Annotated in this window: 13 protein-coding genes; 7 read left to right on the top strand and 6 right to left on the bottom strand. The window is 63.7% G+C overall.

Going from position 1 to position 13,682, the window contains the following annotated elements; all coding sequences use genetic code 11:
* Nucleotides 1-47: 47 nt before the first annotated feature.
* The 3 genes from cysS to CDQ91_RS18245 are packed head-to-tail and all read left to right on the top strand — an operon-like array spanning nucleotide 48 to nucleotide 2,870.
* Nucleotides 48-1,523: a cysteine--tRNA ligase gene (cysS, locus tag CDQ91_RS18255; RefSeq protein WP_088474133.1), complete on the top strand. Its 1,476-nt coding sequence runs from the start codon at nucleotides 48-50 to the stop codon at nucleotides 1,521-1,523.
* A gap of 38 nt (nucleotides 1,524-1,561) precedes the next feature.
* A complete protein-coding gene (locus tag CDQ91_RS18250) occupies nucleotides 1,562-1,918 on the top strand; it encodes a phosphopantetheine adenylyltransferase (RefSeq protein WP_088474132.1) in 357 nt (118 codons plus the stop codon).
* A gap of 7 nt (nucleotides 1,919-1,925) precedes the next feature.
* Nucleotides 1,926-2,870 (top strand): D-2-hydroxyacid dehydrogenase, encoded by a 945-nt coding sequence (locus CDQ91_RS18245; RefSeq protein WP_088474131.1) that lies wholly within the window; start codon nucleotides 1,926-1,928, stop codon nucleotides 2,868-2,870.
* 13 nt (nucleotides 2,871-2,883) lie between these two features.
* Here the strand turns inward: CDQ91_RS18245 and CDQ91_RS18240 are convergent, their stop codons facing one another.
* From CDQ91_RS18240 to pyk, 6 genes are all read right to left on the bottom strand, one after another.
* Nucleotides 2,884-3,732 (bottom strand): metallophosphoesterase, encoded by an 849-nt coding sequence (locus CDQ91_RS18240; RefSeq protein WP_088474130.1) that lies wholly within the window; start codon nucleotides 3,730-3,732, stop codon nucleotides 2,884-2,886.
* Nucleotides 3,733-3,778: 46 nt separating this feature from the next.
* The gene (locus CDQ91_RS18235; protein ID WP_088474129.1) at nucleotides 3,779-5,713 is read right to left on the bottom strand and encodes a cytochrome c3 family protein; all 1,935 of its coding nucleotides are present in this window, start codon (nucleotides 5,711-5,713) and stop codon (nucleotides 3,779-3,781) included.
* 16 nt (nucleotides 5,714-5,729) lie between these two features.
* The gene (locus tag CDQ91_RS18230; RefSeq protein ID WP_237246043.1) at nucleotides 5,730-6,611 is read right to left on the bottom strand and encodes a hypothetical protein; all 882 of its coding nucleotides are present in this window, start codon (nucleotides 6,609-6,611) and stop codon (nucleotides 5,730-5,732) included.
* Nucleotides 6,611-9,049 carry an NAD(P)-binding domain-containing protein gene (locus tag CDQ91_RS18225; RefSeq protein ID WP_088474128.1) on the bottom strand — a complete coding sequence of 813 codons (2,439 nt, stop codon included), beginning with the start codon at nucleotides 9,047-9,049 and terminating at the stop codon, nucleotides 6,611-6,613. The genes CDQ91_RS18230 and CDQ91_RS18225 overlap by 1 nt, the downstream gene beginning before the upstream one ends.
* Nucleotides 9,050-9,287: 238 nt before the next feature.
* On the bottom strand, nucleotides 9,288-10,061 hold the full coding sequence (locus CDQ91_RS18220; protein ID WP_088474127.1) for an arginyltransferase: 774 nt from the start codon (nucleotides 10,059-10,061) through the stop codon (nucleotides 9,288-9,290).
* A 179-nt stretch (nucleotides 10,062-10,240) separates the two neighbouring features.
* Complete coding sequence (pyk, locus tag CDQ91_RS18215; RefSeq protein ID WP_088474126.1) at nucleotides 10,241-11,698, bottom strand: pyruvate kinase; 1,458 nt, start codon at nucleotides 11,696-11,698, stop codon at nucleotides 10,241-10,243.
* A gap of 114 nt (nucleotides 11,699-11,812) precedes the next feature.
* Here pyk and CDQ91_RS18210 point away from each other — a divergent pair, with 114 nt between their 5' ends.
* The 4 genes from CDQ91_RS18210 to CDQ91_RS18195 all read left to right on the top strand — a co-directional run bounded on the left by CDQ91_RS18210 (nucleotide 11,813) and on the right by CDQ91_RS18195 (nucleotide 13,589).
* Nucleotides 11,813-12,133 carry a DUF1244 domain-containing protein gene (locus tag CDQ91_RS18210; RefSeq protein WP_088474125.1) on the top strand — a complete coding sequence of 107 codons (321 nt, stop codon included), beginning with the start codon at nucleotides 11,813-11,815 and terminating at the stop codon, nucleotides 12,131-12,133.
* A gap of 63 nt (nucleotides 12,134-12,196) precedes the next feature.
* Complete coding sequence (locus tag CDQ91_RS18205) at nucleotides 12,197-12,439, top strand: DUF2312 domain-containing protein (RefSeq protein ID WP_088474124.1); 243 nt, start codon at nucleotides 12,197-12,199, stop codon at nucleotides 12,437-12,439.
* 29 nt (nucleotides 12,440-12,468) lie between these two features.
* Nucleotides 12,469-12,786, top strand: a complete 318-nt coding sequence (locus CDQ91_RS18200) for a heavy metal-binding domain-containing protein (RefSeq protein ID WP_088474123.1) — start codon at nucleotides 12,469-12,471, stop codon at nucleotides 12,784-12,786.
* Nucleotides 12,787-12,842: 56 nt separating this feature from the next.
* Nucleotides 12,843-13,589, top strand: coding sequence for a YebC/PmpR family DNA-binding transcriptional regulator (locus CDQ91_RS18195; protein ID WP_088474182.1), 747 nt, complete (start codon nucleotides 12,843-12,845; stop codon nucleotides 13,587-13,589).
* Nucleotides 13,590-13,682: the final 93 nt, after the last annotated feature.

Genomic DNA, 13,682 nt, shown 5'->3' with positions numbered 1-13,682 from the left:
CGCGTTTCGGTTGACGCAGGCGGGCGCGGCAAGGCATGGGCAGGGCTATGACCGACGCCCATGCTCTCGCCTCCGCCGCCCCGCTGCGGCTGTTCAACAGCCTGACGCGCAGCGTCGAGGATTTTACGCCCGTCCACCCGGGCGAGGCACGCGTCTATTCATGCGGGCCGACGGTCTATAACTTCCAGCACATCGGCAATATGCGCGCCTATGTCTTTGCCGACACGCTCGGCCGCACGCTGGCCTTCAAAGGCTATAAGCTGCGCCACATCATCAACATCACCGACGTCGGGCACCTGACGTCGGACGCCGATGCCGGTGACGACAAGATGGAAAAGGCCGCCGCACTGCAAGGCAAGTCGGCTTGGGATATTGCGGCCTTTTACACCGCCGAGTTCAAGCGCGACCTTCAATGGCTGAACGTCCGCGACCCCGCCAAATGGACGGTTGCGACCGACTATGTCGCCCGGATGATCGAATTCGCCAAAAGCATCGCCTACAAGCACTGCTATGAGCTTGAGAGCGGCCTCTATTTCGACGTTTCGACCGTGGCCGATTATGGCCGGCTGGCCCGCGCCGTCACCGACGAAGGCGAAGGCCGGATCGAAGAGGTCGATGGCAAGCGCCACGCGGCCGATTTCGCGATCTGGCGCAAGACCCCGGCGGGGGAAACCCGGCAGATGGAATGGGACTCCCCCTGGGGTCGCGGCGCGCCCGGCTGGCATCTCGAATGCTCGGTCATGGGCGAAGCCGAACTCGGCATGCCGTTCGACATCCACACCGGCGGCATCGACCATCGCGAAATCCACCATCCTAACGAGATCGCGCAAAATCAGGCGTTCCGCGGTTGCGGCGGGCTCGACCACGCCGAGCATTCGGGCGCGCGCCTGTGGATGCACAATAATTTCCTGATCGACCGCGGCGGCAAAATGTCGAAATCGTCGGGCGAGTTTCTGCGTCTGCAACTGCTCGCCGACCGGGGATACCACCCCCTCGCCTATCGCCTGATGTGCCTGCAGGCGCATTATCGCAGCGAGCTGGAATTTTCGTGGGAAGGCCTGGGCGCTGCACTGACGCGGTTGAAGCGGCTGGTGATGGCGGCGGCACCGGTTCGCGACGCCGAGGAGGCCGAGGTTTCTGATCGCCGCCTCGCCGACCTGCTGGCGAAATTCGATGCCGCCATGTCGGACGATCTCGGCACGGCAGTCGCGCTGACGCTGATCGAAGAAGCGGCGGCGATGAAGAAGATCGACGCCGGGCAAAAACGCGCCGCGCTCGCCGCGATGGATGCGGTGCTGGGGTTGGAGTTGCTTTCAATCTCGCGCGCTGATCTGCGCCTGCGTCCGAAAGCCGCAACGACCGCCGAGGACGCGATCGAGGCCACCCTCGCCCGCCGCAAGGAAGCGCGCGCGGCAAAGGATTTTGCTGCCTCCGATGCGCTGCGCGACGAACTCATCGCAGCGGGGGTCGAGGTGATGGACGGCGACCCGCTCGGCTGGGACTGGCGACTGGAGGCGATTTAGAGGCTTGTTCCGGCTTCGCGGGGTGCTAGCTTCGTTGCATGTCGCAACTGATCTGCTGGCTCCTCGTCGCTCTTGTCCATCTGGTTCCGGCGCTCGCGCTGTTCCGGCCGGCGCTGATCACGCGGCTTTACGGCGTCGCGCCCGACAGCCCGTTGCTCCTGTTCATGCATCACCGTGCGGCGCTGTTTTTCGCGGTGTTCATTGCGTGTATCTGGGCGGCTTTCGATCCCGGCGGACGCAAGCTGGCAACCCTGCTGGCAGCGATCAGCATGCTCAGTTTCCTGTTTCTCTACGTCATATACGGGCGCCCCGCAGCACTTGGCACCATCGCTCTAGTCGATTTGATCGGCCTCGTTCCGCTCGCCTGGGCAGGCTGGCACGCATTTCAGCAGTAGGAAATATATGACCAAGACCGTCACCGTCCTTTCGGGCCTCATCCGTCCGCTCGTCGAAAGCCGCCTGCCCGACTGGGTCGAGCCGCGCTTCTTCATGTCGAAGGAAGAGGCGTTGAACCTCTCGCCCACCGCCGAGATCGGCTGGTTCGACATGTATGACAAGAAAGATATGGCCACCGTCATCAGCGCCGCGACGAACCTGAAATGGCTGAACTCCATCTACGCCGGAGTCGACGGTATGCCGCTCGACCTGCTCCGGACCCGCGGCACGGTCGTGACGAACGGCGCCGGAATTAACGCTGTTACCATCGCCGAATATGTCGTGATGGGGATGCTCACCGTCGCTAAGGGCTATCGCGAAGTCGTGCGCGCGCAGGAGCGCCGCGAGTGGCTGATCGACTCACCCGGCAAGGTCGAACTGTTCGGGTCGAAGGCCCTGCTGCTCGGCTATGGCGCGATCGGCAAGCTGGTCGAGGAACGGCTCAAGGCTTTTGCGGTCGACGTTACCGTCGTGCGCCGTTCGCCCGGCCCGAACGCGCTCACCCCCGACCAGTGGCGCGAAAAGCTCGGCGATTTCGACTGGGTGATCCTCGCGGTCCCCGCGACCCCCGAAACCGACGGCATGATCGGCGCCGCCGAGCTCGCGGCGATGAAGCCTACGGCGACCCTGATCAACATAGCACGCGGCGCAGTGGTCGATCAGGATGCGCTGGTCGAAGCACTTAACAGCCAGAGAATCGCCGCGGCCTTCCTCGACGTCACCACCCCGGAGCCGCTGCCCGCCGACAACCCGCTATGGAGGCTCGACAACGCCCATATCACCATGCACCTGTCGGGCCGCGCGCAGGACAAGATGTTCGTGCGGGCAGCCGCGCGCTTCCTCGATAATCTGGACCGCTGGCACAAGGGCGAAGCCGTCGCGCCGCAGGTGGACCTGACGCTGGGGTACTAACTCCCCACCATGGTCATCCCGGCCGCTCGGCCTTCAACTCGCGCACCAGCGGCTGCAAATTCGCATCATATTTTGCGAGCATCGTGTGCGCGCCGGCGTGGTCGTAAAAGCTGACCAGTTCGCGCCCGTTCCAGCGGTGGAGCGCATAGGCGGGGTCTTCGGCGACGATCATCGGACGGTCGTCGGGACGATCTTCGTCGATCGGACGCAGATCGAGCGCAACCTGCGGCGCGGTCGACGAACAAATGGCGATGGTGCGCCCCTCCCACGCGACGGTCACGCTGCGGTGAAGGTGGCCGCAGATCAGCCCGCGCACCTGATCGTGGCGGCGCACGACATTGGTGAAAGTCGCAACCCAAGGCTCGTCGGCATGGGTGTTCATCCACTCGATCCCGCTTTCGATCGGGGGGTGGTGCATGATTATGTAGGTCGGCTTGTGGGGCAGTTTCTGGAGTTCGGCTTCGAGCCAGGCGGCGCGTATGTCGCAGAAAGCGCCGCCGTGGCGGCCTTCCTCGAGCGTGTCGATCGTCACCAGCCGCAGCTCGGGAAGCTCGATTGTGTATTGAACGAAGCCATTTCCGTCGTCGAAACCCGGAAAGCGTTCGTGAAAATTGTCGCGCAGATCATGATTGCCGACGCTCGGCCACACCGGAAAGGGGCAGCGCGAAAAGGCGGTCGCGAGGCGGCGATAGCTGTCGGCATCGCCGCGATCGCTGATATCGCCGGTCGCGATCAACAGGTCGGGACGGTTCGGTCCCTCGATCAGCACGTCGAGCACTTCGTCGAGCCGCTTGCGATTATATTCCGCCGGATTGCCGGGGTCGAACCCGATATGCAGATCGGTGATCTGGGCGATCAGCATGTGCGTCCCCTGCTCCAGCCGCCTCGTCCCAGCCGCCCCATTGTCATCATCCACCTCGCCTCGCGCCGTGCAGCGCCGGTGTGCGCCACGTCACGTCATAAAGCCCCTGCCGTTCGGGGCCTGTGATCAGGCTCACATCATAGGCGCCGCGCTGCGGACGATCTGTGATCGCGGTCACATTTTTCTTGCGCTGGCGGGGCGGCATCCACGGCTTGCCGCCATCCGAGTGATATTCGTGGCACATCGCGCATGGCGATTCGGTCGCGGTTTCGACCTTGACCAGCCGCGCCCCGGTTTCGCCGACATGGCAATCGCGGCACTGGCGGAGGCCCGGTACAAGCAGGTCGCTCGACTGCTTCGAGCCGATCGCGGCAGTGTGGCAATCGGCGCAGTCGGTTTCCTTATGCGCGTCATGGTCGAACCAGCCCTTTTGCAGGAAGCGCGGGGTCTGGTTCACCGGCGTCACGCGCCAGCTGTTGCCCGCCTGCGGCGCGACGACGGTGTGGCAGTCATAGCAAGCGCCGCCCTTTGAGAAGACCGCGCGCACCGCATCCGCGGCGCGGCTCGGACGCACCGCAACCTCGCGGAAATAGATATTATAAACCTGCCCCTCGGCATAGGCGCCGGGGCGCCGCCGCTGCATTCCGCCCAGCTGGAGCGGCCGCGCGGGCGGGGTCGAGCGATAGTAAGCCGTGAGGTCGGCGACGACCTGATCCGGCTCGCCGTGGCGCAGCGTCCGTGTCACCCCGCCGACGGTTTCGAAGGCGAGGCTGTGGCACATCGCGCAGTCGCGTTGCATCTCGACCGGCCTGATCCGCACTCCGTCGGCCTCGGGCTTGTGGCAATTGCTGCATTCAAGCTTTTGCCCGAAATCATAGCGGCCGCGGAAACTCGCCGCCATCCGCGCGACCCCGCCGGTCGCCTGCAAATGCATATCGTGCGGGAATTTCAGGCCGCCGAAATCGCGCACGGCCTTGCCCGGCAGCGCGCGGGTCGGCTTGGCGCCCGGCGCCGCGCGGACGAGCGGACGGAATTCGGGGTGGCTGGTGCCAAAATCGGCGGCGTCGGCGAGCGTCGTCGGATGCCCCGCGGTCTTGAGCCGCGCCGACATGCCGTCGTGGCAGTCGGAGCAGAATTTCTGCGGTGTCGCGGGCATCGGCCCGGCGCCTTCATGCTCGGTATGGCAATCGACGCAGCGCCCCTGCGGCTTGTTGAAGGTCTTGGCAAAGCCTTCGAGAATCTTTTCGCCCACCCCCGGCGGGTGGCGCGCGGCGAGCAGCATCGCGGTCGGCGCATTGGCATGCGCCATGCTCATCGCCTTATGCTCGCCGGTGTGACAGCTGACGCACGCCTTGTCGGTCACCGCCACGAACGGTTCGACATGGCACGACTGGCAATCCTTTTTCAGGCTGGCGTGCGCGCTCGACAGATCGCCGGAAAGCCATGCGCTGTCGGCATGGTAGCCGTCGGGGCGCTCATCGACATTTTTATAGCTGTGCCAAGCCCAGATCGGCCCGATCAGGAAGGCCATCAGCATCAACAGGCCGAACGCCCATGCCCCCATCCGCTTGCCGAGCATCACGCCCTGCAGCGAGAAGGCCTTTACCTCATCGACATCCTTCGATGATTGCGCCACATCGTCGATCCGCTCGACGAGCAGGATGATATTCTCACCCTCGCGCGCGATCGTCAGCCGGTGCCCGCCAAAGCGCAGCTCGCCGCCCGCCGCGCTGTCGATATCGGCGACATCATGGGTGCGGCCGTTGAGATCGAAGCCCAGTCCTTCCTGCGCCGCCACACGCACATGGCGTCCGTCCTTGCTGGTGATCGTCGCATGCTGCGGGTTCACCGCCAGATCGGCGATATGGATGATATTGCTGCCGTCGCGGCCCAGCGTGATCACATCGCCGGGCAGCGCCTGATCGCGGATGATTTGCTTGCCGGTCTTCGTCGTCGAAATGCGGCGCAGGATGAAGCTCATATTTCCCCTCCCCGCCTTACCAGTAGAAAAAGACGCTGATGATGTGCGCCGACAGCGCCGCGATCAGCGCGAAGGTCAGCGGCACATGCACATAGAGCCAGATTTCAAGCAGCCCGCGGATGCGCAGATGTCGGCGCAGCCGCGTCAGCGCCGCTTCCTTCTGCGACAACAGGCCAACAACCTTTTCGCGCGCCTCGGCGTCGCTGCTGCGCGACGCCGACAGGGTGCGGAGCGCCGCGGCAGTCGCGCATTTCGGGTAGCGCCCCGACAGGCGCGCGCCGATGCTGCCCGCAAACGGGTCTTCCTCAAGCGCCGCGAGCACCGGCGCCGTATCTTCGGGCGTCAACGGCTGCGCCGCAGCGTGCAATTGCCGGTCGAAGGCGCGGATCGCCTCGAGCATCTGCATCTGCGTCATTTCGTCGCGGTTGTTCGACAATGCCTTGGGCAAGGTCGCATAGGCGATGACGCCATAAAGCCCCGAGAGGATCACCAGCATCATCAGCGCCCAAGCGAGTGTATGGACGTTCCAGCCGAGCTGGAAGCCGGTGTGCCAGGTGCCGATAACGATCAGGCTGAGCCCGAGATAGACATGCGCCGACGTCCAGGCTTTCAGCGACCAGGCGGTGCTGGTCATCTTGCGCTTGCGATAGCCAAGCGCGGTGAGCCAGAGGATCAGCCCGGCGCCGATGGTGCCAAGCGTATAGCCGTACCAGCTGCCGCCATTGTGGCGCGGGGTGACATCGACCAGCGCATAGCTGATGATGACGAGCAAACAGAGCCCGCCCGAAATCTTCGCCCAGCGGAAGTCGGCGTGGCGCAGAAAGCCTTCGTGGCGCCGTTCGCGAATACGCTCGGTCTGGGTCGCCTTGTTGCGGCGGCGCTGAAACAGAGAGGCCATCAGCCGGCATCCTCTTCAAGCCGCGCGATCGACAGAAATTCCTCGGGCGAGACGCGGATTGCGGCGCCGGTCGGACATGCGCGCACGCAAGCGGGGCCGCCCGAGATGCCCTTGCACATATCGCACTTCACCGCGATTTTCTTGGGCTTCTTGCCCTCGGGCATATTCGCCTTGGTCCATTTGGGCGAGGGTTCGCCGGGGCCGGGGCCAAAGCCGGTGAGCAGCCAGCGCAGCAAGCTGGGCTTCTCCGGCGGCGCCGCTTCCATGCGGATCACCCCATAGGGGCAATTGCGCATGCAGTTGCCGCAGCCGATGCAGCCTTCCTCCATGAACACTTCGCCGTCGGGGCCGCGGTGGATCACGTTCGGCGGGCAGTCGGCCATGCAGTGCGGATGTTCGCAGTGGCGACAGCTCGTCGGCACATGCAGATGCGCGAAGGTCTTTCCCGCCTCGCGATCGAGCCGCGACAGGCCCTCATGGCTGTCGGCGCACGCCTTTTCGCAATTGTCGCATCCGACGCACAGATTTTCGTCGATCAGCAGCGCGTCGGTCGCCTCGCCCAACCCTTCCTTCATGATGAAGGTCGCGGTGTCCGAATAAAGATCGACCGCGCTCGAATAGCTGGCTTTGCGCGATTCGATAAAGCTGTTCATCTGCGCGCGCTCGGCGACGGCTTTCTCCGTCGCCTCGCGCACTTGCGGCCGCGCCGCGAGCATGGCCTTGAAACCCGCGCCGGTCAGCTTGATGACCTCGCTGCCCACCGCGGCCTTGACCGTGGCATTGCGCGGCGCGCCGCTGAGCACCGCCATTTCGCCGAAATAGCTGCCGGCGGGAAGGTAGCGCAGGAAGATCGGCTTGCCGCCGATATCCTTTTCGACGACCATCGATCCCGAACGAATGACATAGACGTCATCGCCCGCGTCGCCCTCCTGAAGCACGACCTTGCCCGCAGGAACGCGGATCACCTCGGCATCGTCGACGACCGGTGCCAGATCCTCGACGGTCAGGCCGCCCTTGAAAATCTGAAGCAACTGGCGTTCGAGCGAGATGCGGTTGATCACGCGCTTGGCGCCCGGAACCGATCCCATCAGCTTCAGCGCAGCGGTGCGCGAGACTTCGACGAAGATGCTGTCGGCACCGGCGCGAATCCGCGCGCCGCGCTTGCGGCCCGAAATCAGACCGACTTCGCCGAAGATCGAGCCTTCCTCGATCGGGACGGTGACGCCGGGCGCGACTTCGACCAGCGCCTGCCCGTCGGCGATCGCGAAGAGCGACGATCCCGGCTCATCCTTTTCGAACACCACGTCGCCGGTGCGATAAAATGCGATCTTCGAATCGAGCATGAATTCGCGCATCTGCAGCGGCGAGACGTCGGCGAAGATGCGAATGCGCGTCCGCAAAAACTCCAGCCATTCGCTGACCGATTTTTGCTGCGGCAGACCCGCGAAGATTGCCGCCAGATCCTTTTCGTCGGCGGGGGTCAGCGCCTGATTGCCGTTCAGAAACTCGACGACGTCATAGCCCTGATTCATGCAATGCTTGATCAGCGGATAGCCCGCGAGCGCACCAATGACATAGATGCCCGGCACCGTCGTCTCGAAGGTCGGCGACAGTTTCGGAAAAGCCTCGCGGTCGGGGCCGGTAAATTCGATCCCCATCGATTCGACGAAGGCGCGCGGCGCGACCGAGCCGAGGCGCGCGACGATGACATCGCACTCGATCTTCTCGTCGCCGGTCGGGGTTTCCAGCGTCAGCCAGCCGGGTTCGACCAGCTTGGGCTGGGTCTCGGTGCGGATGCTCATCGAACCATTCTCGCCGGCCTCCATCATGTCCGAGACATTTTTCGGCTTGGCGCGCGCGAAATCCTTCGAGCGGTTCAAGATGGTGACCGTGTTTTCGAGCGCCTCTTCGGCGACGCCGAGCGCGTTTTCGATCCCCGCATCGCCCGATCCGACGACGGTGATATGCTTGTCCTTGAAATCCTCGGGGTCGTCGACGGTATAGATGATGTGCGGCAGGTCGTTGCCGGGGCAGCGCATCCGGTTCGGATTGCCCTGGGTCCCGATCGCGAGCACGATATGCTCGGCGACGATGATGTCGCCCTTTGCGGTCTTGATCTGGAACGCGCCCTTTTCGCCCGTCACCTCGACGACTTCGGCGTGATAGGCGACGCTGATCTTGTTGCTCGCGGCGTCCTCATCCCAGATGCCGAGGATCGTCTCGCGCGCACCTTCGTCGAAACGGCAGTCGGAGCGCAGGTCGAGGCGATTGGGCGTCGCCATGACATGCTTGCCCTTTTGATATTTATAGATGGTGTCGGAAAGATGATCAGTCTTTTCGAGCAAAACATGGCTGAGCCCAAGCTGCGCGGCGCGCGACGCGGCGCTGAGCCCCGCAGGCCCCGAGCCGATGATCGCAACCTTGACGGGTTCGCTCATGTGCGCAGACTCCGAATGCCGAAGCGCTCAGCCGAGACGGCTGCCATGCTGCTGAAAAGATTGCACTTAGGCATCCCTATCCCCCCTTCGCCAGCCCCCCGGCGAGATCACAATGGATGCGACCCGGACTTATGTCCTGGGTCAGAAGCTATGCCCTTGAAAGCGGGGCAAGGTCAATGGTGGTCGAGATATTCCAGCAGCGGCGAGGTCCTGTCCGGCCAAGCGCCGAGATAACGACTCAGGCGAGTTCGAACATCGCCGCGATGCGATCCGGCGCGGCCGGCTCAAAACGCATCCAACCGTCGGGGCCAAGCCGCTCAAGCGGGCGGAAGCGCGCCTTATAGGCCATGCGCGACGAGCCTTCGATCCAGTAACCCAGATAGACATAGGCCAGCCCGGCTTTGGCGGCGCGCAGCACATGGTCTGCGATGATATAAGTGCCCAATCCCTCGCGCAGCGGGTGGTGCGCATCGAAGAAGCTATAGATCATCGACAATCCATCGCCCTGACGGTCGGTCAGGCAGCACCCGATCAGTCGGCCCTTGCTGCCATCCACCGTCGGTTCACGATATTCGATCATATAACTGTCGACCGGGGTCTGCTCGACCATGTCGGCGAAATCCTGCTCATCCATATCGGCCATACCGCCATTGGGATGGCGCGATCCGAGATAGGAGCGCAGCAGCGCATATTGTTCCTCGGTCGCCCAGGGCTTGCACGCCGTTGCGACGAGATCGCCATTGCGGCGCATGTTGCGTTTCTGCGAATTGCTCGGCGCATATTCACTCGCACAGACGCGCACTGACACGCAGGCCGAGCAATCGGCGCAGCTCGGGCGATAGGCAACCGACTGGCTGCGCCGGAACCCGATACGGCCCAACGCATCGTTGAGCTCGTTCGCATTGTTGCCGCTGAGTTCGGTGAACACCTTCCGCTCGGTCTTGCCCGCCAGATAGGGGCAAGGCGCGGGGCTGGTCACGAAGAAGCGCGGGAAACGAAACGGTGCGGACACGCGGGCTGGACCTCCGGACTTGCAATGCCGATCCCCCCATACGGGTCCGACGCACTACATCCACCAACTATGCCGCCCCGCGTCAATGGTGCAAAGAGCATTTACCATTTTTGAACGTCCCGTTCTGAATCACCTCGGAAATTTTCTGAATCGGCCGGAAACTCTTGTGCCAGACTGAGTCAATCAGCGTAGTCGCGCAGTTCGTCTCCGGTCAGCGTCGCGACGTGGAGCACGTTGGTCGACCCCGGCGTACCGAACGGAACCCCCGCCATCATCACCAGCTTGGCACCCGCGCGGCCGATGCCGTGGCGCAGCGCCATGCGCTTGCCCTTGGCGATCATTTCTTCGAAGCTGCCGACATCCTTGGTCGGTACGGCATGTGCGCCCCACAGCAGGCCGAGCCGCCGTGCGGCCTCACGTTTTGGTGTCAGCACCAACAGCGGCGCATTCGGCCGTTCGCGTGCGACGCGGCGCGCGGTCGATCCCGATGCGGTGAAACAGATGATCGCGTCGGCATCAATCGTCATGATAATGCCGCCCGCAGCCTCAGCAAGCGCATCGGCGGTCGTCGCATCGGGCAGGGTTTCGGTGAAATGCAGTCGGCGATAATAGTCGGGGTCGCTTTCGACCGAGCGCGCAATGCTGTCCATCATCGTCACCGCCTCGACCGGCCAAGCGCCCGCCGCGGTTTCGGCCGACAGCATGATCGCGTCGGCGCCGTCATAAATGGCGGTCGCGACGTCGGACACTTCGGCGCGCGTCGGCGAAGGCGAGACGATCATCGATTCGAGCATCTGGGTGGCAACGACGACAGGCTTGCCCATCCGCCGCGCAGTGGCAACGATCCGCTTTTGCAGCGGCGGCACCGCTTCGGGGGGCAGTTCGACCCCCAGGTCGCCGCGCGCGACCATCGCCGCGTCGGCGAGCTCCAAAATCTCCTCGAGCCGCTGGACGCCCGCGGGCTTTTCGAACTTAACGAGCAGCGCCGCCTTGCCGCCGATCAGGCGCCGCGCCTCGGCGACATCCTCGGGGCGCTGCACGAACGACAGCGCGACCCAGTCGACATGCTGTTCGAGCGCGAAGGTCAGGTCCTTGCGGTCCTTCTCCGTGAGCGCGGCGAGCGGCACGACGACGTCGGGGACGTTGACGCCCTTGCGGTCCGAAATCTTGCCGCCGACCTCGACCATCGTCTCGATCCTGTCGGCACCGACGCTCTGGACGCGCAGCACCAGCTTGCCATCATCGATCAACAGGCGCGTGCCTGCTTCAGCCGCCGCAAAGAGTTCGGGATGCGGCAGGTGAACGCGCGTGACATCGCCCGGCGCTATATCAGTATCAAGCGTGAAGAGCGCGCCCTTTACCAGCTCGACAGGACCATCCTTGAACGCGCCGACACGCAGCTTCGGCCCCTGCAGGTCGACGAGGATCGCCGTCGGGCGGCCCGTGTCCTTTTCGAGGGCGCGGATCGCGGCGATCACCTTGGCATGGCCGGCATGATCGCCGTGGCTCATATTAACGCGAAAAGCGTCGGCGCCGGCGCGGTGCAGCGCGGCGATCATCTCGGGGGTTGCGCTCGCGGGGCCAAGCGTCGCCAGGATGCGCACCTTGCGCTGGCGGGGGGTAAATTGTTGGACCACATTTGCTCCGCTGGTTGAACTGCCGTTACGTCCGGGTGGCATGACGCGTTGATCGCGTGAGCGCAACCGCCGTATAGCTATTCATCCACCCCAGCCGACGAACGGAGAAGACCCATGTCCTGCAGCGACGACCAGACCGCACCGAACGACGCGCTCGACACTTTGGACGATGCCGTCGTCGCTGCGGCCTTTCGCCGCCTCGTCCGCCTGCTCCAGCATCGCAGCGACGCCGCGAACATCGACCTGATGGGGCTCGCCGGATTTTGCCGCAACTGCCTGGGCGACTGGATCGCCGAGGCGGGCGATATGGACAAGGAAGCGGGCCGCGCGATCGTCCACGGCATGCCGACGGCGGCGTGGAAAAACCTCCACCACACCGCCGCGACACCCGAACAGCTCGCGCGGATGGAAGAAAGCATGGCCAAGAATCCCTGACCTCGCTACTGCGACGCCGAGGCGATTCTCGCGCCACCCAATCCAGACCTAGCGGAGTTAAAAATGAGCGAAGCCACCGTGTCCGACCAGCAACTGCGTCTTTTCATCGAACGCATCGAGCGGCTGGAAGAAGAGAAAAAGGGCATCGCCGACGATATTCGCGACACCTATAATGAGTCGAAATCACAGGGTTACGACCCCAAAATCATGCGTCAGATCGTCCGCCTGCGCAAATTGCCGCCGCACGACCGCAAGGAAATGGAAGCGATTCTCGACGTGTATAAATCGGCACTCGGGATCGACTGACACCCGCCGTCCAATCAGGGAGAAAGACGATGTTCAGCACCACCACCAACACGCTTGAGGGCCGTCCGGTCCGCGAATATCTGGGCATCGTCACCGGCGAAGTGATCGTCGGCGCCAATCTTTTCCGCGACTTGTTCGCCAGCATCACCGACATCGTCGGTGGGCGGTCGGGCAAATATGAGGATGTCCTGGCCCGCGCGCGCAAGGAAGCCATCGCCGAGATGGAAGCCGAAGCCGCGCGGCTGGGTGGCACTGCGGTGGTCGGCGTCGACCTCGATTATGAAGTGCTGGGCCAGAATGGATCGATGCTGATGGTGAGCGCGTCGGGAACCGCCGTGATTGTCTGATTGCCGTCGCCGCGCTAGGGCGGCGACACATTTCAAAAACACCGATGGAGGGTGGTTTGGCCGGCCATAGTAAATTCAAGAACATCATGCACCGCAAGGGTGCGCAGGACAAAAAGCGCAGCTCGCTGTTTTCCAAGCTTTCGCGGGAAATAACCGTCGCGGCGAAGATGGGCCTGCCCGACCCCGACGCGAATGCGCGCCTGCGCGCAGCGATCAACGCCGCCAAGGCGCAATCGGTGCCCAAGGATAATATCCAGCGCGCGATCGACAAGGCATCGGGCGGCGAAGGCGATAATTACGAAGAAATCCGCTACGAAGGCTATGGCCCCGGCGGCGTTTCGCTGATCGTCGAGGCGCTGACCGACAACCGCAATCGTACCGCGACCAACGTTCGCACCGCGTTCAGCAAAAATGGCGGCAACCTCGGCACCTCGGGCAGCGTCAGCCATGGCTTCGACCGGCTCGGCCTGATCAGCTATCCCGCAAAGGCCGGCGACGCCGACACGGTTTTCGAAGCCGCGCTCGACGCTGGCGCCAACGACGTCGAATCGTCCGAGGACGGCCATGAAATCTGGACCAATGTCGATAGCCTGCATGAAGTCGCGAAAGCGCTCGAGGCCAAGATCGGCGAAGCCGAAGGCGTCAAGCTCGCATGGCGCCCGACGCTGAAGAGCGAAATCACCGAAGAGGCGATGGCGCAGACTTTGTTCAAGCTGATCGATACACTCGACGATGACGATGATGTCCAGACCGTGTGGGGCAATTATGAAATCCCCGACGCGGTGATGGAAAAATTGGGCTGATGCTCACCACCCCTCCCGCTTGCGGGAGGGGCCGGGGGTGGGCCCTTCAAGGGCAGCGCCACTTGCCCACCCCAAACCCCTCCCGCAAGCGGG

This window comes from Sphingopyxis witflariensis, from assembly GCF_002205635.1.
Lineage (GTDB): Bacteria > Pseudomonadota > Alphaproteobacteria > Sphingomonadales > Sphingomonadaceae > Sphingopyxis > Sphingopyxis witflariensis.
This window is presented reverse-complemented; position numbering and strand designations above follow the sequence as displayed.